At 41.4% G+C, this 23406-nt stretch carries 19 protein-coding genes; 17 read left to right on the plus strand and 2 right to left on the minus strand.

The features are described from left to right. The first annotated feature begins 337 nt into the window (after positions 1-337). The 14 genes from recA to mutL all read left to right on the plus strand — a co-directional run bounded on the left by recA (position 338) and on the right by mutL (position 18211). Positions 338-1381: a recombinase RecA gene (gene recA, locus AS888_RS24480; RefSeq protein WP_061144684.1), complete on the plus strand. Its 1044-nt coding sequence runs from the start codon at positions 338-340 to the stop codon at positions 1379-1381. 355 nt (positions 1382-1736) lie between these two features. Then, entirely contained in the window at positions 1737-3296 is a 1560-nt protein-coding gene (gene rny / locus AS888_RS24485; RefSeq protein ID WP_061144685.1) for a ribonuclease Y, read from the plus strand. 150 nt (positions 3297-3446) lie between these two features. After that, entirely contained in the window at positions 3447-4244 is a 798-nt protein-coding gene (locus AS888_RS24490; protein ID WP_061144686.1) for a TIGR00282 family metallophosphoesterase, read from the plus strand. Between the two features lie 188 nt (positions 4245-4432). After that, the gene (spoVS, locus tag AS888_RS24495; RefSeq protein WP_029281188.1) at positions 4433-4693 is read left to right on the plus strand and encodes a stage V sporulation protein SpoVS; all 261 of its coding nucleotides are present in this window, start codon (positions 4433-4435) and stop codon (positions 4691-4693) included. 82 nt (positions 4694-4775) lie between these two features. After that, positions 4776-5753 (plus strand): dipeptidase, encoded by a 978-nt coding sequence (locus tag AS888_RS24500; protein ID WP_061144687.1) that lies wholly within the window; start codon positions 4776-4778, stop codon positions 5751-5753. Positions 5754-5970: 217 nt separating this feature from the next. Continuing rightward, a complete protein-coding gene (locus AS888_RS24505) occupies positions 5971-7728 on the plus strand; it encodes a 2-oxoacid:acceptor oxidoreductase subunit alpha (protein ID WP_061144688.1) in 1758 nt (585 codons plus the stop codon). Further along, on the plus strand, positions 7715-8581 hold the full coding sequence (locus AS888_RS24510) for a 2-oxoacid:ferredoxin oxidoreductase subunit beta (protein WP_061144689.1): 867 nt from the start codon (positions 7715-7717) through the stop codon (positions 8579-8581). The genes AS888_RS24505 and AS888_RS24510 overlap by 14 nt, the downstream gene beginning before the upstream one ends. A gap of 216 nt (positions 8582-8797) precedes the next feature. Next, the gene (locus tag AS888_RS26050) at positions 8798-8959 is read left to right on the plus strand and encodes a hypothetical protein (protein ID WP_155645602.1); all 162 of its coding nucleotides are present in this window, start codon (positions 8798-8800) and stop codon (positions 8957-8959) included. A gap of 227 nt (positions 8960-9186) precedes the next feature. Then, positions 9187-10227: an L-threonine 3-dehydrogenase gene (gene tdh / locus AS888_RS24515; protein ID WP_061144744.1), complete on the plus strand. Its 1041-nt coding sequence runs from the start codon at positions 9187-9189 to the stop codon at positions 10225-10227. Positions 10228-10675: 448 nt separating this feature from the next. Continuing rightward, complete coding sequence (miaB, locus tag AS888_RS24520; protein WP_061144690.1) at positions 10676-12220, plus strand: tRNA (N6-isopentenyl adenosine(37)-C2)-methylthiotransferase MiaB; 1545 nt, start codon at positions 10676-10678, stop codon at positions 12218-12220. Position 12221: 1 nt separating this feature from the next. Continuing rightward, positions 12222-12650 carry a YlbF/YmcA family competence regulator gene (locus tag AS888_RS24525; RefSeq protein WP_061144691.1) on the plus strand — a complete coding sequence of 143 codons (429 nt, stop codon included), beginning with the start codon at positions 12222-12224 and terminating at the stop codon, positions 12648-12650. Positions 12651-12862: 212 nt separating this feature from the next. Next, complete coding sequence (locus AS888_RS24530) at positions 12863-13402, plus strand: outer spore coat protein CotE (RefSeq protein ID WP_061144692.1); 540 nt, start codon at positions 12863-12865, stop codon at positions 13400-13402. Between the two features lie 217 nt (positions 13403-13619). Beyond that, entirely contained in the window at positions 13620-16244 is a 2625-nt protein-coding gene (mutS, locus tag AS888_RS24535) for a DNA mismatch repair protein MutS (RefSeq protein WP_061144693.1), read from the plus strand. Between the two features lie 20 nt (positions 16245-16264). Further along, complete coding sequence (mutL, locus tag AS888_RS24540) at positions 16265-18211, plus strand: DNA mismatch repair endonuclease MutL (RefSeq protein ID WP_061144694.1); 1947 nt, start codon at positions 16265-16267, stop codon at positions 18209-18211. Positions 18212-18565: 354 nt separating this feature from the next. Here the strand turns inward: mutL and AS888_RS24545 are convergent, their stop codons facing one another. Together AS888_RS24545 and AS888_RS26560 are read right to left on the minus strand one after the other, a co-directional pair. Then, entirely contained in the window at positions 18566-19087 is a 522-nt protein-coding gene (locus tag AS888_RS24545; protein ID WP_061144695.1) for a hypothetical protein, read from the minus strand. A gap of 97 nt (positions 19088-19184) precedes the next feature. Further along, entirely contained in the window at positions 19185-19643 is a 459-nt protein-coding gene (locus tag AS888_RS26560; protein ID WP_221408629.1) for an SAR2788 family putative toxin, read from the minus strand. Positions 19644-19996: 353 nt separating this feature from the next. Here AS888_RS26560 and coaA point away from each other — a divergent pair, with 353 nt between their 5' ends. The 3 genes from coaA to AS888_RS24565 all read left to right on the plus strand — a co-directional run bounded on the left by coaA (position 19997) and on the right by AS888_RS24565 (position 23391). After that, entirely contained in the window at positions 19997-20920 is a 924-nt protein-coding gene (coaA, locus tag AS888_RS24555; RefSeq protein WP_061144745.1) for a type I pantothenate kinase, read from the plus strand. A 292-nt stretch (positions 20921-21212) separates the two neighbouring features. Next, a complete protein-coding gene (locus AS888_RS24560) occupies positions 21213-21971 on the plus strand; it encodes a GyrI-like domain-containing protein (protein ID WP_081092584.1) in 759 nt (252 codons plus the stop codon). A 232-nt stretch (positions 21972-22203) separates the two neighbouring features. After that, positions 22204-23391, plus strand: coding sequence for a hypothetical protein (locus tag AS888_RS24565; RefSeq protein WP_061144697.1), 1188 nt, complete (start codon positions 22204-22206; stop codon positions 23389-23391). The last annotated feature ends 15 nt before the right edge of the window (positions 23392-23406 follow it).

A 23406-nucleotide genomic window follows, 5' to 3' on the forward strand; every position in this document is an offset into this window, starting at 1 on the left:
GCAGGGCTTTTATAGCTCTGCTTTTATTTAGTTTGATGAGTTTGTTTCCTGTAAAAAGGGGAAAAAGAAAACAGTTAATTCCATGATTTTCAATTACTGCGGATGAAGTGGAATGAAAATGAAGTTTTAGTTAAGGTAAAACGCTTTTTTTAGAAGAATATCCGAAAAGAAAAAAACGAATGAATGTTCGACTTTTTGCTTGGCAAAATAGAAAAAAGAGTATATAGTAAAGATAGGTTTTGAGACAAGATACAAACATTTGTCCCGCAGATATTTGCTAACGTAAGAGCATCATTAATCGGACAGCCGATTATTTGAATATAGAGGAGGAAATTGAGTGAGTGATCGTCAAGCGGCTTTAGATATGGCTTTAAAACAAATTGAAAAGCAATTTGGTAAAGGTTCCATTATGAAACTTGGAGAACAGTCTGATCGAAGGATTTCAACGATTTCAAGTGGTTCATTGGCATTGGATGTAGCATTGGGAGTGGGCGGATATCCAAGGGGACGGGTCATTGAGATATACGGACCTGAAAGCTCAGGTAAAACGACTGTTGCATTACATGCGATTGCAGAAGTGCAAAAAACTGGCGGTACTGCAGCATTCATTGATGCCGAGCATGCTTTGGATCCAGCCTATTCAGAAAAACTAGGTGTGAATATCGATGAGTTACTGCTGTCACAGCCCGATACAGGTGAACAAGCCTTGGAAATCGCTGAAGCGCTAGTTCGCAGTGGAGCGGTGGACATCATTGTCATTGACTCGGTTGCAGCCCTTGTTCCTAAAGCTGAAATCGAAGGTGAAATGGGAGATTCCCATATGGGTCTGCAAGCCCGGATGATGTCCCAGGCGTTAAGGAAACTATCTGGTGCCATTAATAAATCAAATACCATTGCCATTTTCATTAACCAAGTCCGTGAAAAAATCGGGGTAATGTTCGGGAATCCGGAAACCACTCCAGGAGGCCGGGCATTGAAGTTCTACTCGACTGTACGTCTGGAAGTGCGTCGTGCGGAACAGTTAAAACAAGGCAATGAAATCGTCGGTAATAAAACCAAAATCAAAGTGGTGAAAAACAAAGTTGCGCCGCCATTCCGCCAAGCGGAAGTTGATATCATGTATGGTCAAGGTATTTCGCAGGAAGGTGAAATCATTGATATGGGTGCAGAGCTTGATATCGTCCTTAAAAGCGGTTCGTGGTATTCATACAACGAAGAGCGTGTTGGACAAGGACGGGAAAACGCGAAGATGTTCTTGAAAGAAAATCAAGATATCGCTCTGGAGATTTCTCAGAAAATCAGGGATCATTATAATCTTGATGGAGAGCATGAGCTGCCGCCAGAGGAAGCGGAAGATGAACATTTTGAATTACTTGATTAATGGTAGGAAAAGGCCTAAGCTTATTTGCTTGGGCCTTTTCTATAAATATTATGAAATGAAAAGTGCGAAATTTTCAGCGAATTCAGTAGCTGGAAAACAGAATTGCCGCCTCCTTCCATGAAGAATGTAGCACTTTCCGGTGGTGAATATTTAAGAAAACTTGAATAATCATTGATACATAAGGGACAAACGCTTGACAATGAAAATTCTCAACTATACAATTAATATGTATATTTTACAATTTTTCAAACTAAAATTTTGAAAATTAAGTGCTGTATATTGAATTTATGTGCAATGTACTTGCCGACAGTTCAACATTTTATGTAAAAAGTTCATAGCAAGGGGAGGTGAAACGATGGAACCCATGACAATCATCTTCACTTTGCTTGGCCTAATCGTCGGTGCAGTTGTTGGTTATTTTATTCACAAATCAAAATTTGAGAGTAAAATAGCAGGGGCAAAGGGCTCTGCAGAACACATCCTTGAGGATGCAAAACGTGAAGCGGACGCACTTAAGAAAGAAGCCTTGTTGGAAGCAAAAGATGAAATTCATAAAATTCGTTCAGATTCTGATCGGGAATCCCGTGAAAGAAGGAATGAATTACAAAAACAAGAAAATCGGTTATTGCAAAGAGAAGAGAATCTGGACCGTAAGGATGATACGTTAGACAAACGTGAAAACCTTTTGGAGAAAAAAGAAGATTCTCTAAACCAAAGACAACAGCATATTGAAGAGATGGAAAGCAAAGTGGACGAGACGGTTCGTAAGCAGCAAACAGAGCTTGAACGTGTTTCAGGTTTAACTCGTGAAGAAGCTAAAGCAATCATTATAGACCGAATGGAAAACGAGCTGGCTCACGATGTAGCGCTTATGATTAAAGAAAGTGATACCCGTGCCAAAGAAGAAGCTGATAAAAAAGCAAAAGAAGTTCTTTCTCTTGCCATTCAGCGTTGTGCGGCTGATCATGTTGCAGAAACCACCGTTTCTGTAGTGAATCTTCCAAATGATGAAATGAAAGGACGGATAATCGGACGTGAAGGACGAAATATCCGGACGCTAGAAACGCTAACAGGTATTGACCTTATTATTGATGATACTCCTGAAGCTGTCATTTTATCTGGATTTGATCCAATTAGACGTGAAACGGCACGCTTGGCTCTTGAAAAACTTGTTCAGGACGGACGGATCCATCCGGCTCGAATTGAAGAAATGGTTGACAAAGCAAGACGTGAGGTAGATGAACATATTCGTGAAATTGGTGAACAAACAACTTTCGAGGTTGGCGTTCACGGTCTCCATCCAGACCTTATCAAAATACTGGGACGTTTGAAGTTCCGTACAAGTTACGGACAAAACGTGCTTAAGCATTCCATTGAAGTGGCCCAGCTTTCAGGGTTGCTGGCTGCTGAGCTTGGAGAGGATGAAGTCCTTGCCCGTCGTGCCGGTTTATTGCATGATATCGGGAAAGCGATCGATCATGAAGTGGAAGGCAGCCACGTTGAAATTGGCGTGGAATTGGCAACCAAGTATAAAGAGCATCCTACTGTCATTAACAGCATCGCTTCACATCATGGCGATACGGAGCCAACTTCCATTATTTCAGTGCTTGTTGCAGCCGCTGATGCTTTATCAGCTGCAAGGCCGGGCGCTAGAAGTGAAACACTTGAAAATTACATTAGAAGACTTGAAAAGCTTGAGGAGATTTCCGAATCCTACGATGGAGTGGAAAAATCATTTGCGATTCAAGCCGGGCGCGAAGTGCGGATTCTAGTGAAACCAGAGCAAATAGATGATCTTTCGGCCCATCGACTCGCACGTGATATCCGCAAACGGATTGAAGAAGAGCTCGATTACCCAGGTCATATAAAAGTCACGGTCATCCGTGAAACAAGAGCGGTCGAATACGCTAAATAAAAGCCGTTAAAGAAAAAGCGAAGAGGGGGAAACCTCTTCGCTTTTTCTTGTTTTTAACAGGTAACGGCTCCGATATTCATCCGATATTATGTTACAATACATACTTGATATTCTTATCACGAGAAATGTGAATCTAGAAAGGGTTTTACAATGAAACTGCTATTTATTGGAGATGTCGTAGGGTCTCTAGGCCGTGAAATGGTTCAAGAATACCTTCCGAAATTAAAGGAAAAGCATCGGCCGCATATTACGGTCATCAATGGGGAAAATGCGGCAAGTGGCCGTGGAATCACGGAAAAGATTTACCGAAACTTTTTAGAGTGGGGCGCACAGGCGGTGACAATGGGAAACCATACATGGGATAATCGCGATATATTCAATTTCATTGATGATGCGAAATATCTCGTCCGTCCAGCAAACTTTCCTGACGGTGCACCGGGAGAAGGAATGAAATTTTTAAAATGGAACCAGCAGGAAATTGCGGTCATCAATTTACAAGCCAGGACATTCATGCCGGATTTAGATTGTCCATTCAAAAAAGCGGAGGAGCTTGTGGCGATGGCGCAAAAAAGGACACCCATCATCTTTGTTGATTTTCATGGTGAAGCAACAAGCGAAAAGCAGGCTATGGGGTGGTTCCTTGATGGCAAAGTTACAGCCGTTGCCGGAACGCATACACACGTTCAGACTGCCGATAACCGCATATTGCCTGCGGGAACTGCTTACATATCGGATGTGGGCATGACAGGGCCGTATGATGGTGTCCTTGGCATGGAAAGAGGCGCGGTGCTCCAACGGTTCCTGACAAGCCTTCCTGTCCGTTTCGAGGTGCCTAAGGAGGGCAGGACCCTATTAAGTGCGATCCTTTTGGAAATCGATGACAAAACTGGTAAGGCAAAAAAAATAGATAGGATCCTCATTAATGAGGATCATCCCTTTTATCATTGATTGATTAAATGAGGTGGATGGACAGTCAAATGCTGTCCATCCATTTTTTCATTCCATATAAATCTTGTTGGACAATCCCGGTTTTCTTTGTCATACAAGTTTTACTTGATGAATATAGTAGCAGTGGAAAGTGTTATAACTATTGAGCCTATGATCATAATCGGCAGGGAAGACAAGGAGGACTAGGAATGGAAATATTAAAGGTTTCAGCAAAATCTAATCCTAATTCTGTAGCAGGCGCACTAGCGGGAGTGCTCAGGGAAAGAGGGGCAGCCGAAATTCAAGCTATCGGTGCAGGTGCGTTAAATCAAGCCGTCAAGGCAGTAGCAATCGCAAGAGGATTCGTCGCACCTAGTGGAGTTGACTTGATTTGTATTCCTGCCTTTACAGATATACTTATTGATGGTGAAGAGAGAACGGCTATAAAGTTAATCATTGAACCAAGATAACTTCATGAAGGGGTGTCCTGTTTGTCCATTGGCGAGCAGGCTCTTTTTTGTCTTAAAATGACGGTACGGATTATAATGGAACATGTATACATTAAATGAATGCGGACAGGAAGGGGGGATCACGTTGGCGATTTTTGATGCACATTGTGATGTGTTAATGAAGATGTTCATCGATCCGGAACTATCTTTTTTGGATAGTGACACTTTACATATAACCAAGCGGGGATTATTGGATGAAGGGGGAAAAGTCCAATGTTTTGCGATATACATCCCTGAAAAAGTCCATCCGGATATGAGATTCCAGGCAGCATTGGCCATGGTTGATATTTTTCATGAAAAGGTAGTATCTGAGCCAGAAATGAAATTCGTTAAGACGAAGTCTGACATTGAATCTCTTAAAGAAACTGAAATCGGTGCAGTGCTGACGCTGGAAGGATGCGATTGCATCGGGAATGATTTATTGAAATTGAAAACGCTCCTTCACCTTGGCGTTACCTCTGTGGGGCTAACATGGAATCACGCGAACCTGGTAGCTGATGGGGCATTGGAAACGAGGGGAGCGGGTTTAACGGATTTTGGGGCAGAGGTGGTGACCTTGTTAAATGAGAAGGCAATTTGGTGCGACGTATCTCATTTATCAGAAGCTGGATTTTGGGACACCATAAAGAGAGCGGAATTTCCCATTGCCTCCCATTCCAATGCACATTCTCTTTGTTCCCATCCGCGAAATTTAAAAGACAGCCAAATAAGAGCCCTTTTACAAAAAAACGGAGTGATTGGGGTAACCTTTGTCCCGCAATTTTTATCCGATGGTGACTCTGCTTCGATAAAGGATATTGTGGGGCATATAGATCATATATGCAGTTTAGGGGGAGAGCATCAAATTGGATTGGGATCGGACTTTGATGGCATCGATCATATGGTGGAAAATCTAACCTCATATAAGGATTATCATAATTTGATCAATGAATTGAACAGGCTTTATTCCAGTGAGTTTGTCAATGGGCTTCTTTTTGGGAATTTCGCGCGTCACTTTCCTGGAAAAACGGAAAGATTTTAGAAGATGTTTAATTCATACTATATAGATATGAATAAATATTCTGAAAATATAAAAAATAGAATCAAAAAGGTTGCAATTTAATGATTTAACCGATAGAATTGAAAGCGTTTAGTACACCTTTCCTAAATTAGAACGATTTAATATACATAAACGAATGTTCTGAAGAGAGGTGCATTTAAATGCATTTATATACGAACGTTCTAAAGGAGTGTAAGACATGATCAATCAACTTTCATGGAAAGTTGGCGGACAACAAGGTGAAGGTATTGAAAGTACAGGAGAGATTTTCTGTATTGCCCTCAATCGCTTAGGATATTACTTGTATGGCTACCGTCATTTCTCATCCCGAATCAAGGGTGGACACACGAATAATAAAATTCGTGTAAGTACTACCGAAACTCGTGCTATCTCTGATGATTTAGACATCTTAGTCGCTTTTGACCAAGAAACGATTGACGTCAATTATAAAGAATTACATGAGGGTGGCATCATAATCGCGGATGCAAAATTCAAACCTGTCTGCCCAGAAGATACGAAGGCAGAATTATATATTGTTCCATTTACTGAAATTGCAGCAGAGCTAGGAACATCATTAATGAAAAACATGGTTGCCATCGGTGCGACTTGTGCAGTCCTTGGAATGGAAATTTCCGTTTTCAACGATGTTGTTGATGAAATCTTCGGCCGTAAAGGCGAAGAAATCGTCAAGAAGAACATGGATGCCATTACCGCTGGCTACAAGGCAATGGAAGTCTTGCTTGGAGAAAAACTGGGTGCAATGGAGCTGGAAAAGGCAGATGGGCAAAAACGATTGTTCATGATCGGTAACGATGCCATCGCATTGGGCGCAGTTGCAGGCGGTTGCCGCTTCATGGCGGCCTATCCAATTACCCCCGCTTCGGAAATCATGGAATACCTGATAAAAAAACTTCCGCAATTGGGCGGGACGGTCATCCAGACTGAAGATGAAATTGCGGCAGCTACAATGGCGATAGGGGCAAACTATGGCGGTGTTCGTGCCATCACGGCTTCAGCTGGTCCTGGACTATCCTTGAAGATGGAAGCGATTGGTTTGGCGGGCATTACCGAAACGCCGATCGTCATTGTCGATACGCAACGTGGCGGTCCATCCACTGGGCTTCCTACGAAGCAGGAGCAATCGGATTTGATGGCCATGATTTACGGCACACACGGTGAAATCCCTAAAATCGTCATGGCTCCAAGTACTGTTGAGGAAGCTTTTTATGATACGGCAGAAGCATTCAACCTCGCAGAAGAATATCAATGCCCAGTCATCGTATTATCGGACTTGCAGCTTTCTTTAGGTAAACAGACGGTACAGCCGCTTGATTACAGTAAAGTGGAAATAAGGCGCGGGAAATTGGTGGACCATGAAATTGAAGAGTCTGAAAACAAGTCATACTTCAAGCGCTATGAAGTCACGCAAGACGGTGTTTCACCTCGAGTCGTACCTGGTATGAAAAACGGTATCCACCATGTTACGGGAGTTGAGCATGATGAAACCGGAAGACCTTCGGAGACGGCTTTGAATCGTAAGGCGCAAATGGATAAACGGATGCGTAAGCTGGATAACTTAACGAATACATTCAATACACCGGTATACAAAAAAACTCCGCATGAAGAGGCGGATTTATTAATACTTGGTTTTAATTCCACACGCGGGACGATCGACGAAGCGATCGGCCGATTAGAAACGGATGGCATGAAAGTGAACCATGCGCAAATCCGTTTGATACACCCATTCCCTGCTGATGAAGTCCTTTCTTTAGTGCAAGCGGCGAAGAAGGTAGTGGTTATCGAAAATAATGCGACCGGACAATTGGCTAATATCATCAAGATGAATGTCGGGCATGTTAATAAAATCAAAAGCATCCTAAAATATGATGGCAATCCATTCCTCCCGCATGAAATTCACACACAATGCAAGGAGATGTTCGAATATGGCAACGTTTAAAGAGTTCCGTAATGATGTAAAACCTAACTGGTGTCCTGGTTGCGGGGATTTCTCCGTTCAGGCTGCCATGCAGCGCGCGGCGGCTAATGTAGGGTTGGAACCAGAGAATTTGGCTGTCGTTTCCGGTATTGGCTGTTCAGGCCGGATATCTGGTTACATCAAGTCATATGGTTTCCACGGCATCCATGGCCGCTCACTTCCAATCGCACAAGGAGTGAAAATGGCCAACCGTGAATTGACCGTTATAGCCTCTGGCGGTGACGGAGATGGCTTTGCAATCGGGATGGGTCATACCATCCATGCGATCCGCCGTAATATCGACATTACGTATATCGTCATGGATAACCAAATCTATGGATTGACAAAAGGGCAGACTTCCCCTCGATCAGCGGCAGGGTTCAAAACGAAGTCCACGCCGGAAGGATCGATTGAGCAGGCTGTTTCACCAATGGAATTGGCATTATCCGCCGGCGCAACCTTTGTTGCCCAAAGCTTTTCCACTGACCTGAAGGACTTGACGGCAATCATTGAAGCGGGAATCAATCATAAAGGTTTCTCCTTCATCAATGTGTTCTCGCCTTGTGTAACATATAACAAAATCAATACGTATGATTGGTTTAAACAAAACTTAACGAAATTGAATACGATTGAAGGTTACGATTCTACAAATAAAGAACAGGCCATGCAGACGCTGATGAAGCATGACAGCCTTGTGACGGGGATTATCTATCAAGATTCTTCCCGACCTTCTTACCAGGAATTGGTCCCTGGATATGCTGAAGAAGCTCTGAATAAATCAGACCTGACTCTGGATCAAGCTCATTTTGATAAGCTTGTTGCAGAATTCATGTGAAAAATGAAAAGGGTTCACCCCTCAAGATGGGGTGAACCCTTTTTGTGTTCTATTGAAAAGCTGTTACAAGAGGGGATTCCTCACCCTCTCAGGTTTAGCTTACCAAAAGTTACGATTACATCCGCAGCCGAATGAGAAGAAATTGCAACGATTTCTTCTACAACAACAGTTATTATTGTTGTTGTTATTGTTGTTATTGTTATTGTGATGGTGATGATGGTGCTGCACGCGATTACAATCACGGTCATTATCGCGGTCCCGATCACGATCGTTGTCGCGTTTTTGACAACCTTTCACCGCACGACAAAAATCGTCTGCAATCCGATCGTTATCGTTATTGTTGTTGTTGTTATTATGGTGGTGATTATTGTTACATGACATATAAGTCACTCCTTGGTTTGTTTTTTTGTTGTACAAGATATCTTATTCAAGAGCGGACAAGATGCTATAGAAACATGACCCATTTAATAAAAATGTACGTATGCCCCCAAAATCCAATGAGGTTGGTACACAAGCGATTATGGTATTTTTTAGAGTAGTATTTCATACATTTACATATTAAGGATGATGAAAGAAACAGCCCTATTTCAGGGGGAATGTACATGTTGAGAGGTAAAATGAATGCAGTTGTCAAACATCACCGAGGTTATGGAGCACAACTGCAGGTTGTCGATATTCCGGTATTTCGTGAGGACGAGGTTTTGATTCGGGTAAACATGGCTTCAATCTGCGGAACGGACATCCATATATACACTTGGGATAAATGGTCACAGGGAAGAGTGAAACCGCCATATGTATTCGGACATGAATTTTCTGGGGAAGTAGTGGCAGTAGGAGCAAATGTGGCCAATGTCTCAGTTGGTGATTCTGTTTCTGCAGAAACACATATTGTTTGCGGTAGATGCCGGCAATGTTTAACGGGGCAGTTTCATATATGTAAACATACAAGCATAATCGGTGTCGATACACACGGATGCTTTTCGGAGTATGTGGCGCTGCCGGCCAAGAACCTATGGAAAAATCCAATCGATATGCCCACCGATATTGCTACCATCCAAGAACCGATGGGGAATGCGGTCCATTCCGTGCTTGCTGGCGATGTACTTGGCAAAACGGTAGCCATCATTGGTTGTGGACCGATTGGGCTGATGGCAGTGGCCGTGGCAAAGGCCGCGGGAGCTGACAAAGTGATCGCTCTTGATATAAATGAATATCGCCTTCAGCTTGCAAAAAAGATGGGAGCTACACACCTCATTCAATCGAACAAGGATGACCCTTTGGAGATCATCCAACAGCTTACAAATACGGACGGGGTGGATGTGGTTTGTGAAATGAGCGGCAATCCAGCAGCAATCGATCAAGGGTTTAAGATGGTGACAAATGGTGGAAGGGTATCCATCCTAAGTTTGCCAGCGCAGCCTGTCATGCTCAATATAACCGAGGATATTGTCTTCAAGGGCCTTACTGTCCAAGGAATCACCGGCAGGAAAATGTTCTCAACCTGGCAGCAGGTGTCAAGTTTGCTAGGAAGCGGGAAAGTGGATGTAAAACCGATGATTACGCACCGCTTCTCATTAAGCGACTTTGAAAAGGGCTTTGATTTGATGATAAAAGGTCAATGTGGCAAGGTACTCCTGATTCCCTAAAGAGATAAAAGAATTCATATATAAACGGCACAAGCTCGCGAGTAAAAGGCCTAAATTGGCGAGTAAAGCGGCCATACTCGCGAGTAAAAGGCCCAAATTGGTGAGTTAAAGCCCAAACTCACGAGAAAAGCTTCAGAAGCGAGAGTAAAAGGGATAAATTCGAGGAATGGCGTTTTCCGCTATTTTCAAAATGTTAAGGCTTCCTCCTTTGTGTTCTTAAATTACCTTAAATGTTACATATTACTTACAATTGCGGATGACATGACAGAATGATTGTTTCTTGTTCTTAAAAGCTTTATACTAAGTTAATGTGGGTATATCACACTTAAAAAACGTACCATGACTGGTAATTTCAAAAATGAAAGCTGCATAAAAGCGTTTGTAGCAAGATAGGTGTTGTAATAGTTGGTGATAGAAATAAACTAACTATTTTGAAAGGAGAATAACCATGAACGAGAAACAACGATTAGAATCACAGCAAGTGAATGCTGAAAATCCAGCGGACAAAAAATCCGATAAGGATTATAGCAAATACTTTCAAGCGGTTTATATTCCGCCTTCTTTAAAAGATGCGAAAAAGCGCGGGAAAGAAGAAGTAGAATATCATGATGATTTTGCCATTCCAGAAGCATTCCGCGGAATGGGAGAAGGCAAAAAATTCTATATTCGTACATATGGCTGCCAAATGAACGAACATGATACGGAAGTTATGGCGGGCATTTTTGCGGCACTTGGCTATCAGTCGACAAACACGGTCGATGATGCTAATGTCATTTTACTTAACACATGTGCGATCAGGGAAGGCGCAGAGAATAAAGTATTTGGTGAATTGGGACATCTGAAATCATTGAAGTTGGAAAAGCCGGACTTATTGCTTGGTGTATGCGGCTGTATGTCCCAGGAAGAATCAGTCGTCAAGCGGATTCTGGAGAAGCACCACTTTGTGGATATGATTTTCGGAACGCATAATATCCACCGTCTGCCGCAAATCCTTAATGAAGCTTATCTTTCCAAGGAAATGGTCATTGAGGTTTGGTCCAAAGAAGGCGATGTAATTGAAAACCTTCCAAAGATACGAAAAGGTAAAACGAAGGCATGGGTCAATATCATGTATGGCTGTGACAAGTTTTGTACATATTGCATCGTGCCTTATACAAGAGGGAAAGAAAGAAGCCGCAGACCGGAAGATATCATCCAGGAAGTACGTCATCTTGCCGCTCAGGGCTACAAAGAAATTACGTTACTCGGACAGAATGTCAATGCATATGGGAAAGATTTTACCGATATTGAATATCGTTTTGGTGATTTGATGGATGAGATCCGCAAAATCGACATTCCGCGAATTCGTTTCACGACGAGTCATCCCCGTGACTTTGATGATCACTTGATTGAAGTTCTCGCTAAAGGCGGCAATCTTGTCGATCATATTCACCTTCCTGTTCAATCGGGAAGTACCGACACACTAAAAATCATGGCGCGCAAATATACACGGGAACAGTATTTGGAGCTAGTAAAGAAGATTAAGGAAGCCATTCCGAGTGCATCATTAACGACTGATATCATTGTAGGCTATCCGAATGAAACGGAAGAGCACTTTGAAGAAACGATGTCTTTATACCGTGAAGTCGGGTTTGATGCAGCATATACGTACATTTATTCGCCACGTGAAGGGACACCGGCTGCTAAGATGCAGGATAACGTGCCTATGGAAGTGAAAAAGGAGCGTCTGCAGCGCTTGAATGCCCTCGTTAATGACACGTGCGCCTTGAAAATGAAAGAGTATGACGGGCAAGTTGTTGAAGTGCTAGTAGAGGGTGAAAGCAAGAAGAATGCGGAAGTATTAGCAGGTTATACAACGAAAAATAAGCTCGTGAACTTCAAAGGACCAAAATCTGCCATCGGTCAAATCGTGAAAGTGAAAATCACTGGAACGAAAACATGGTCACTAAACGGAGATATGGTTGAAGAAGCAGCGGCAATCGAGGTGGAGTAAGATGACGAAATATACTAAAGATGACATTCTGACAAAAGCGGCCGAGCTTGCAGAAATGATTGCCAGCACGGAAGAAGTCGATTTCTTTAAACGGGCAGAAGCTCACATCAATGAAAATCAAAAAATCCGCGAGATGATTGCCAGTATTAAAAGTTTGCAAAAACAGGCGGTCAATTTCCAGCATTATGGCAAGGATAAGGCGTATAACCAAGTTCAGGCCAAAATTGATGCACTGGAAAAACAATTGGATGAGCTTCCTATCGTCCAGCAATTCAAACAATCTCAAGTTGACGTGAATGATCTCCTGCAAATGGTTTCGTCACAAGTATCGAATAAGGTAACGGACCTGATCATTGAAGCTACTGAAGGCGACATCCTTCGCGGCGAAACAGGTTCACACGTACAAGCTGGCGGCGGAAGCTGTTCATGAATATAAAAAGCCCTTCTGATAAATAGAAGGGCTTTTTTAACACCCGGAAATCCTTATACAGCGCCCATTCGTGACACATATCCCAAAACATGCGCATAAAATAACCTAGGTTTAAAACATTACAGCAGTTTTCAAACAAAAAAAATTCTACGCACACTAGACTTTTACCACGCATAGGATGAATGGAAACTGTATGAGGAGGGTTCGCTAGCATGTCACAATATAGAGAGATAATTACTAAAGCGGTGGTGGCAAAGGGACGTAAATTCACAAAGTCCTCTCACACCATTTGCCCGGCTCATCATCCTTCTAGCATTCTAGGTTGTTGGATCATCAACCATAAATACGATGCCAAGAAAGTCGGCAAAAAGGTAGAAATTCACGGCAGCTACGAAATCAACGTTTGGTATTCCTATAACCATAATTCAAAAACGGAAGTTGTCACTGAAAAGGTGCAATATACCGACGTGATTTCGCTGAAATACCGTGATCCCGATTGTCTTGATGACCATGAAATCGTTGCAAAAGCTGTCCAACAGCCGAATTGCTTAGAAGCTTGCATCTCGCCATGCGGACAAAAAATCATTGTCCACGTGGAAAGGGAATTCTTTGTGGAGGTCGTCGGCGAAACGAAAATTTGTGTCGCCGTTAGTCCAGATGGCCGCTGTGAAGATGACTGGGGCTGTGATTTCGATGATGAGGAATTCGAAGATTTAGATCCGGATTTCCTAGATGAATTCGAAGACGAATAAAATATAGAAAGTAACTACCGGATGACACATTTTCATCCGGTTTTATTTATTGTGGATCGGGACGAGTCCATCCCAGAGTTGGCCGACATGCCCCGTTATTTTCACTGCTGATCGAGTTTCCATGCAATTTTGAATACAGGCAAGATTGCTTCCTCGTATGTTATAATGAAGGATATGACTGAGAAAATAGATTATAGTTTGGAAAGGTTTTGAAGGAATGGCTGGATATACTCCGATGATACAGCAATATTTAAAAATTAAGGCAGAGTATCAAGATGCCTTTTTATTTTTTCGTTTAGGCGATTTTTATGAGATGTTTTTTGATGATGCATTGAATGCCTCCCAGGAGCTTGAAATCACATTGACGAGCCGGGAAGGCGGAAGTGAAGACCGAATTCCGATGTGCGGCATTCCCTATCACTCGGCTGCTAACTATATTGATATCTTGATAGAAAAAGGATTCAAAGTAGCGATATGTGAACAGACGGAAGATCCAAAACAAGCAAAAGGTGTAGTCCGCAGGGAAGTGGTCCAGCTGATTACACCGGGAACGAAAATGGATAGTAAAGGCCTTCGTGAAAAGGAAAATAACTATATTGCCACCATCACATCTTTTCCTGATGGTCTCTTCGGATTTGGATACAATGATCTTTCGACAGGGGAAAATAAGGTCACTTTGATTGAGAGTTTCGACGAAGTTCTCAATGAATTCGCGATACTTGGTGCGAGCGAAGTGGTCATTGCAGATGATTTCAATGAAGAATGGAAAAAAAAGCTGCAAGAACGGGGAGCCGCGGCCCTATCGATCGAGAATAACCTGATCGAAAGCGAGTCATTCCTTTCCTTGTTGCAGCAATTGAAAGACCCAAAACAAGCTGCAACCACCTCCCGTTTGTTGAATTACTTGTACCGTACACAAAAGCGCAGCCTGGATCATTTACAGCCAGTGCTGGCTTATGAGACGTCACAATATATGAAAATCGATTATTATAGTAAACGGAATTTGGAATTGACTGAAACCATCCGTTCCAAAGGAAAGAAAGGTTCATTATTATGGCTGCTTGATGAGACGAAAACGGCGATGGGCGGAAGGCTGCTGAAACAATGGATTGACAGGCCGCTCATTAATAAAAAACAGATCGAGCGGAGGCAGAGCCTTGTTGAAACCTTGAAAAATCAATACTTCGAACGGCAGGATTTACGTGAACGACTGAAGGAAGTCTACGACCTGGAGCGGCTTGCCGGAAGGGTCGCCTTTGGTAATGTAAATGCAAGGGACCTGATTCAGTTGAAACGCTCTTTGCAGCAGGTTCCAATCATCCGTGAAATTGTCAAGTCGATGGCCACCAATCAGGACATATCGATTCTTGCCGGGAAATTGGATCCGTGTGAAGAAGTGACGGATCTGCTGGAAACTGCGTTGGTTGAAAATCCCCCGTTGTCCGTCAAGGAAGGGAATATCATCCAGGACGGTTTCCATGAGGAGCTGGATACATACAGGGATGCCAGCCGAAACGGAAAAACGTGGATTGCCCAGCTGGAACGCCAAGAGCGCGAACGCACTGGAATCAAATCATTGAAGATCGGTTATAATCGTGTGTTTGGCTATTATATTGAAGTCACACGGGCCAATTTGCATTTGCTTGAAGAAGGGCGCTATGAACGGAAGCAAACGTTAACGAATGCTGAACGCTATATTACCCCTGAATTAAAAGAAAAGGAAGCTTTGATTTTACAAGCAGAAGAAAAGAGCATTGGTTTGGAATATGACTTATTCCTCAATCTGCGTGAAGAGGTCAAAAGCTATATCCCCCGTTTACAGGAGTTAGCCAAAGGCGTCAGTGAACTGGATGTCCTTCAATGCTTTGCGACGATCAGTGAAGAACGTCATTACGTGAAGCCTGTCTTTTCGGATAGCCGGAGAATCGTTTTGAAGGAAGGACGTCATCCGGTAGTGGAGAAAGTGCTCCAATCACAGGAGTATGTCCCCAATGATTGCATGATGGATGGTGAGCGGGAGCTGCTTCTGATAACAGGGCCGAATATGTCGGGGAAAAGCACATATATGCGTCAGGTTGCGCTGACATCGATTTTGGCGCAGATCGGCTGCTTCGTGTCGGCAAGCATAGCCGAATTGCCTATTTTTGATAAAGTGTTTACCCGGATCGGCGCGGCAGATGATTTGATTTCAGGTCAGAGTACATTCATGGTCGAGATGCTTGAAGCGAGAAATGCGATCATGAATGCAACCGAAAATAGCTTGATATTATTTGATGAAATCGGGCGGGGTACATCCACTTATGATGGAATGGCACTTGCTCAGGCCATCATTGAATATATACATGAAGAAATCGGGGCAAAGACCCTTTTTTCAACGCATTATCACGAATTGACGATCCTGGCATCGGAATTGCCTAAGTTAAGTAATATCCATGTCAGTGCTATTGAGCAGAACGGAAACGTCGTTTTCCTTCATAAAATCAAAGAAGGGCCAGCGGATAAAAGCTACGGAATCCATGTTGCCAAGCTTGCTGATTTACCGAAGCCGTTAATTGAGCGGGCGGCAGCCATATTAGCACATTTGGAGAAGGAAAATGGACAAGTAAAGGCCATGCCTGAACAGCCGGTTGAACGGGTAAAAGCTCCTATTGCCGAAGTGGTTCCGGAATCTGCCGATGAGGCACAGCTTTCCTTCTTCGGTGAAGAGGCTCCTAGAGGAAAAGCGACCTCCTCACCTAAGGAAAAAAAGGTGCTGGATGATATCAAATCTCTTGATATTCTTGAAATGACGCCGCTGGAGGCGATGAATATCCTTTATAAATTGCAGAAGAAACTTAAATGAAATAAAGCGAGGCGATAGAAATGGGAAAAATCATACAGCTGGACGAGTCTTTATCGAATAAAATCGCAGCCGGCGAAGTTGTAGAACGCCCTGCCTCAGTCGTAAAGGAACTGGTTGAAAACGCCATAGATGCAAACAGTACCATCATTGAAATTGAATTGGTCGAGGCGGGACTTGGCTCGATTCGGATTGTGGATAACGGCGATGGGATCTTGGCTGATGATGTAGAGGCAGCATTCAAACGTCACGCCACAAGTAAAATAAAGGATGAAAATGACTTGTTCCGAATTCGAACGCTAGGTTTCCGCGGTGAAGCGATGCCAAGTATCGCTTCCGTTTCCCGCTTCGAAATGAAAACGAGCACAGGCGATGGGGCAGGTACGCGCATCCTTCTCGAAGGCGGCTTGGTCAGTGAACTGGAAGCTTCGTCGAGCCGTAAAGGAACGGATATCCTCGTTTCCGATCTATTTTACAATACACCTGCAAGATTGAAATATATGAAAACCATTCATACAGAGCTTGGAAATATCACCGATGTCGCCAATAGGCTCGCCCTTTCGCACCCGGATGTTTCGATACGGCTATCACACAATGAAAAGCGTATCCTGCATACGAATGGTAACGGTGATGTCAGGCAGGTGCTGGCGGCCATCTATGGTACGAATATTGCCAAAAAGATGATCCCTGTTCAAGCAAGCTCCCTGGATTTCACGATATCTGGCTATATCGTGATGCCTGAGATCACCCGGGCTTCAAGGAATTATATTTCAACCATGATCAACGGCCGTTTCATCAAAAACTATGCACTTGTGAAGGCCATCCTCGATGGATATCATACGCTTCTGCCGATTGGCCGCTTTCCGATTGCCTTGCTGAATATTGAAATGGATCCGATCCTTGTCGACGTCAACGTCCATCCATCAAAAATGGAGGTAAGGCTGAGCAAGGAACAGGAACTGTACAGTTTAGTATCGGAAACGATCAAATCTGCGTTTAAGAAGCTATCCCTCATTCCAAGCGGGTATGCACCGCCTGCCCCTAAGCCGGAACAGGCAAAGAGTGAGCAAACAACGCTGGATTTGGACCATGTCGTGGAGAGCGGCAAGCGTGTCCTTGAAGAAGCGAAGAAAGAAGCGTCACTTTTGAAGGATACATTGATCCGTGAAAAGCAGGAACAAAAGAATCATGAGGCTTTCATATCGGATTTCAATCTAGAACCAATCAAGGAATTGATCTACAGCAATGAGGAACAGCAGCAAATGGCCGACGTCTATATCCCGGTATTGCCAGAGGGAGAAAGCAAACCATATTACGAATCGGCTGAAAAGTATACCACCTACACAGTCGAGCAAGAGGAAGAAGTCGAAGAGGATGAATCGGCAAGCCGGGTCCCGCCGATGTATCCAATCGGGCAGATGCATGGAACATATATTTTCGCCCAAAATGAAAATGGCTTATATATCATCGATCAACATGCCGCCCAGGAACGGATCAAATACGAATATTTTAAAGAAAAAGTCGGACAGGTCGAAAATGAGCTACAAGATATGCTTGTCCCGATCACGCTTGAATTTTCGACAGACCAATGCATCAGGATAAATGAATATCAGCATGAGCTGGAAAAAGTCGGCGTCTACTTAGAGGAGTTTGGCTACAACGCCTATATTGTCCGGTCACATCCGCAATGGTTCCCAAAAGGGATTGAACAGGAAATCCTGGAAGAAATGATCGAACAATTACTGTCGATGAAAAAGGTGGACATCAAGAAACTGCGCGAAGAAGCAGCCATCATGATGAGCTGCAAAGCCTCCATCAAGGCAAACCGCCATCTGCGCAATGACGAAATACAAGCACTGCTCGATGAACTAAGAAGGACGACCGACCCCTTCACATGCCCGCACGGAAGGCCCATCATCATCTCCTATTCCATTTACGAAATGGAGAAAATGTTCAAACGGGTCATGTAAGTAAAAGCAATGGAAAACCGTTATGTAATGGGGTTTTCCATTGCTTTTTTTCGTTAAATGACCACATTCATAGGTCCATGCCAAGGCCACTAACAGTTTTGGGGGGCCGATATATTCCTAATGCGGGCGGAGGTACTGGATACGAAGATTATAGGTAATGGAAAAAACCTAATTTATATTTTTAAAAAGATACTGTTTATGACTCACAATTATCTCTTGTAAGATTATGTTTTGAATCATCCCTATTAAACACTCTTTTAATTACTTCAGCCCAAAAAAAGTCGACCCCTAAAGATTTAGGAATCGACTTTATAGATTTTAAAATTCATTCTGGATTTTTATGGTGATGGGCGATTAATCTAAGTAGCCTAAATTTGAAAGGGCTTCTAAATAATCATGAAAATCTCTATTTTCTAGGTTGCAATCTTCTTTTTCGATTCCCATTAATACGACTAATCTATGGAATAATCTCTCACTATTCCCAACTGTTTTGAAATCTTTAATGTAACCATCACTGTCTATTCCTAAAAATATCACTAAATATTCTCCTTCTTGAATAAGAGTATATTCGATTTCTTCTTTTGTAGTTTCAGAAGAATCAAGAGTATATTGTTTGTTTAACTCTTTTAAACTTATAAATTCATTTTTTTCTTGAACTGTAAATAAGTTGTGTAGAATTTCAACACTATCAATGATATAACACTTATTATATAAATCAAATTCCTTTGGATCAACTAGAAAACGCATCTGTTTTTTATCTAGTGATTTAGAAAGATATTCATTTATTAGAACATCTTCTACATCAGATAATAAAAATTTATTAGGTATCGAACGTTTAAGATATTTTTTGTATAGTTCTTCAATTCTTACATCCATGAATTATATCATCCTTTTAATCTTTTAATAATAAAATGAATGCCCACCATTACGATTATATAGGTGGAAGTGGTGATAATAACCTTCTGCAGAAGATTTACCTTTGTCTCAGTATACGAAACAGACCAAACATTGTTATTTTTTTATCTGAAGATTTTAGTCGAGAAACTGCTTGTGTTTTTGATAATGAATTTCCAATATATAAATCGCCCTTAGTCAGCATAGCCATATAGTGTTTATGTTTATTCTTTTTAAGTTTACTTGATACCTCTTTTACAGCGGTATAAGTTACACCAGCAATAACAACAGCCAATCCAGCAGAAATCAGGTGAGCAATTAAGGCTTCCCCTAATACTACACATAGAGGAATAAACCACACAAGTGAGGCTTTAAATTCATTTGAGTTAACATTATAAGCCTCTCCAGTCTCTGCATCAATAAATGTTGCTATGAATTCTTTATCTGTAGCTTTTTCAACTATGACATTATACGTTTTTTTTAGAATCTCTCCAGTTTCATTTGGTTCATTTGAAACAATAGTAAATGGTGCTTTTATCTTTTGCGATTTATCTTTTTTACACCAGAATGGCTTATTAGGATTTTATCTCGGAGTGTGATATGAAAAGTGTTTCTCATTACTGTTCTCCGCTCATAATAAGATTGAATAGTTTCATCAAGCGACCTTTGAGAAATCAGCATGAGGATGATTTCAATAAGTGAAGTATTTGGATCAAACTGGATATCCTTTCACTTATACCACTACTTTTTCATGGGTATATTTATGTAAGGCAAGCAAAAATATAATAGTAAAGGAGAAATCATTTTTAAAAAAAGTCGTGTTGTTTGGATATGGACATGGTAAATTTATATTACAAGAAATCAGGAAAAACCAATGAGGTAAATTTAGATATGAATATATTACAATCCCATACAGCATTAAATAGAGAAGAATGGGCTAAATTACGTAACAAAACACCGTTGTTGTTATCAAAAAATGAATTGGAGAATGTTAAAGGAACAAATGATATAATTTCTCTTCAAGAAGTGGAGGAGATTTACCTACCCTTATCACGTTTAATTAATCTAAAAGTGGAAGCATCTAGACAATGGAAGGGGGTAACCTGCTCATTTTTAGATAAAAAACCTAAAAAAGTCCCTTTTGTTATTGGTGTTGCAGGAAGTGTTGCAGTTGGGAAAAGCACCACTGCTAGAGTGTTGAGAACCCTTTTATCAAGGTGGGAAAGCCATAAAAAAGTGGATCTGGTTACAACAGACGGTTTCTTATACTCTACGGATACTTTAGAAAAAAAGGGACTGATGAGTAGAAAAGGTTTTCCAGAAAGCTATGACACCCAAAAATTAATTGATTTCATGGTTAGAGTGAAATCCGGAGTAGATAAAGTGGAAGCACCAGTATACTCTCATCTAACATATGACATAGTGCCCGACAAAGCTGAAATTATAAGAAATCCAGATATCCTTATTGTAGAGGGAATTAATGTTCTTCAAGTTAAAAATTCCAATCCTTTATTTGTAAGTGACTTTTTTGACTTTTCAATCTATCTTGACGCCGAAGAAAGTGATATAAAGCAATGGTATATCGAAAGGTTCTTTCTCCTTCAAAAGACAGCATTCGAGGATAAACAATCCTATTTTCATCGGTATAAAGATTTTTCTCAGAAAGAAGCAATGGAAAAAGCTACTGAAATTTGGGCAGACATTAATGCTAAAAATTTAAAAGAAAATATACTGCCTACGATGAGAAGGGCTGATTTAATACTTAGAAAAAATCACGATCATGAAATTGAAAAAGTATATTTAAAGAAGTTCTAGCTGCCATTTGGCAGCTTTTTATGGTTTTTTTCAAATCCCGATTGGAGGTTGGTTTATCCTAAGCATATTCAATCCTATATTATTCAACCCTGTGACAGATAAGGCTTATGCTGTCCAAAAAAAGCAAAAACCAACTTGTATTTTACCAGCTTCGTCAGCTACATTTGGGTTGCTTTCATGACGAATGTTACGTCAAAAAGTAATTAAAAAGCATTATCTACGTACACTGCCGGGGGAGGGTATAATAGTAGGAGATAACAAAAATATCAAACAGTGGAAGGGAAAGAAATTAATGAAATACGAGTGGAGAAAAAAAGAGAAGGAATTATATATACCAAAGAGAAAGCCTGAACTTGTCACAATTCCGGAGCAATATTTTTTCTCGATAGGGGGAAAAGGAAATCCAAATGAGCAGGAATTTGCTGAAAAGATAGGTGTTCTTTATTCATTAGCTTATGCGGTGAGAATGATGCCGAAGCAGGGGGAAACTCCCGATGGGTATTTCGAATATATTGTATATCCATTAGAAGGTGTATGGGATCTAACAGAAGCGGGCAGGAAATTAAATACATTGGATAAGGAAGAATTATTATATACGATCATGATTAGACAGCCGGACTTTGTAACAAAAGAAGTAGCAGAGAGAGCGTTTGAACATGTAGAAAAAAAGAAACCTCATCCCTTTCTAAATGAAGCGAAGATCGGTACATATGAAGATGGTTTAACTGTCCAGATGCTTCATGTCGGTCCATATGATGACGAACCCCAAAGTTTCCAACTCATGAAAGAATTCACCGAAAATAATAATCTGGAACGAATTTCATTACAACATAGAGAAATATATCTTTCTGATTTCAGGAAAGTTGAACCTGCAAAATTAAAAACTGTGTTGCGTTATAAGGTTAAGGCGATTGAATGTTTTGTTAACTACCCACATGTCATTGCTATCGAATTTATCGATGGAGGCGTGAGCTCTGAGTACCGGATATGTTATGTTTATAGACCGCAATCAAGGAGGCCAGATAAAATGGGTCTTTTTTTATTTGTTTAGATACACATTTTAAATCAGTCCCAAAATTATAAAAGAATAAAACTATTTTAATATTCCGTTTGTTTCAATTTATGTTAATGTATTGGATTGCATCTCTGTGATAAAACACTTACATTTCCTTTTATCTATGTATAATTACCTGAATATATTGAATTCACTTTAAATTAATATAATTCAGTGATATTATTTTATTAGAATATTCAAACTATTAATTCGGAGGTGAGGCAATCAAATGTCACAGATGTTGGCTTTAGTTATTGTTATTTTGATTTTATTTGCAGGAGACATAGTGGCTGTTCGAACCAAAGCCTGGGTACCTTCCGTTTTTATTTCCGCGATCCTATTTCTGGCTGGCTATTGGACATTCTTCCCGAAAGACATCGTTTCAATCGCAGGTATTCCGCCTGTAGTGGCAACCATGATGATGTACCTTTTGATCACGAATATGGGAACATTGCTTTCGATACGGGAATTGATGAATCAATGGAAAACGATTGTCATCTCCCTATCTGGCATTCTTGGTATTGTAGCGCTACTATTCGGAATCGGCGTATTAATCTTTGATTTGCAAACGGTGCTTGTCGCGATACCTCCTTTAGTCGGCGGCATGGTATCTTCAATAATCATGTCGGAAGGAGCTGCAGATGCAGGTCTGACGAGTTTGTCCGTCTTTGCCATCGTTATTTATGTGATGCAAGGTTTCGCTGGCTATCCTTTGACATCCATTTTTTTAAAGAAAGAAGGCAAGAAGCTTCTTGGGCAATATCGAACTGGACAATTAACGGTAAAAAAGAGTGATTCGGCATCTGAAGCTGGAGGCATGGCGGAACTTAAGCTGTTTAAAAAACTTCCCGATAAATATAATACGGAATATTTTAAATTTTTCAGGCTCGCGGTTGTTGCTTTTCTAGCTTACCTTGTTTCAACTGGTTTGGCACCGATCATATCCATCAATGCCTTTGTTCTTTGCTTGCTTTTTGGAGTCATTGCAAAAAGTATCGGTTTCCTGGAAAGACAGGCTTTGCAAAAAGCGAATGGGTTTGGTTTTGCCATCATGGCCCTTATGCTTTTCGTTTTTGACGGATTGAAAAGTGCAACGCCAAGCATGATGATGGAGATCCTTTATCCACTGGTTGTTTGCATTATCTTAGCGGTGATTGGAATGTATATATTCTCATTCATTGCAGGTACGTTACTAAAAGTCAGTAAAGAAATGGCCTTTGCTGTATCTTTAACGGCCTTATATGGATTTCCAGCTGATTACATTATCACCAATGAAGTGGTCAATTCATTGACAAAAGATGAAAAAGAAAAAGAAGCATTGCTAAGCCATATGCTGCCGCCGATGCTAGTCGGTGGATTCATATCGGTTACTATTGTATCGGTCATTCTAGCAGGAATATTCGTGCAATTTTTGTAAGCAGAGGAGGAATTC

It is taken from the genome of Peribacillus simplex, from assembly GCF_001542915.1.
GTDB lineage: Bacteria > Bacillota > Bacilli > Bacillales > DSM-1321 > Peribacillus > Peribacillus simplex_B.

What these genes read in the sequence shown, in the direction of transcription:
- AS888_RS24510 (WP_061144689.1), top strand. Translation starts at nt 7,715, where the DNA reads ATGGCAACGTTTAAAGAGTTCCGTAATGATGTAAAACCTAACTGGTGT.
- coaA (WP_061144745.1), top strand. Translation starts at nt 19,997, where the DNA reads ATGAATATATTACAATCCCATACAGCATTAAATAGAGAAGAATGGGCT.
- AS888_RS24530 (WP_061144692.1), top strand. Translation starts at nt 12,863, where the DNA reads ATGTCACAATATAGAGAGATAATTACTAAAGCGGTGGTGGCAAAGGGA.
- spoVS (WP_029281188.1), top strand. Translation starts at nt 4,433, where the DNA reads ATGGAAATATTAAAGGTTTCAGCAAAATCTAATCCTAATTCTGTAGCA.
- mutL (WP_061144694.1), top strand. Translation starts at nt 16,265, where the DNA reads ATGGGAAAAATCATACAGCTGGACGAGTCTTTATCGAATAAAATCGCA.
- AS888_RS24505 (WP_061144688.1), top strand. Translation starts at nt 5,971, where the DNA reads ATGATCAATCAACTTTCATGGAAAGTTGGCGGACAACAAGGTGAAGGT.
- rny (WP_061144685.1), top strand. Translation starts at nt 1,737, where the DNA reads ATGGAACCCATGACAATCATCTTCACTTTGCTTGGCCTAATCGTCGGT.
- AS888_RS24500 (WP_061144687.1), top strand. Translation starts at nt 4,776, where the DNA reads ATGTATACATTAAATGAATGCGGACAGGAAGGGGGGATCACGTTGGCG.
- AS888_RS24560 (WP_081092584.1), top strand. Translation starts at nt 21,213, where the DNA reads ATGAAATACGAGTGGAGAAAAAAAGAGAAGGAATTATATATACCAAAG.
- miaB (WP_061144690.1), top strand. Translation starts at nt 10,676, where the DNA reads ATGAACGAGAAACAACGATTAGAATCACAGCAAGTGAATGCTGAAAAT.
- AS888_RS24545 (WP_061144695.1), bottom strand. Translation starts at nt 19,087, where the DNA reads ATGGATGTAAGAATTGAAGAACTATACAAAAAATATCTTAAACGTTCG.
- AS888_RS26050 (WP_155645602.1), top strand. Translation starts at nt 8,798, where the DNA reads ATGGTGCTGCACGCGATTACAATCACGGTCATTATCGCGGTCCCGATC.
- AS888_RS24490 (WP_061144686.1), top strand. Translation starts at nt 3,447, where the DNA reads ATGAAACTGCTATTTATTGGAGATGTCGTAGGGTCTCTAGGCCGTGAA.
- mutS (WP_061144693.1), top strand. Translation starts at nt 13,620, where the DNA reads ATGGCTGGATATACTCCGATGATACAGCAATATTTAAAAATTAAGGCA.
- AS888_RS24525 (WP_061144691.1), top strand. Translation starts at nt 12,222, where the DNA reads ATGACGAAATATACTAAAGATGACATTCTGACAAAAGCGGCCGAGCTT.
- AS888_RS24565 (WP_061144697.1), top strand. Translation starts at nt 22,204, where the DNA reads ATGTCACAGATGTTGGCTTTAGTTATTGTTATTTTGATTTTATTTGCA.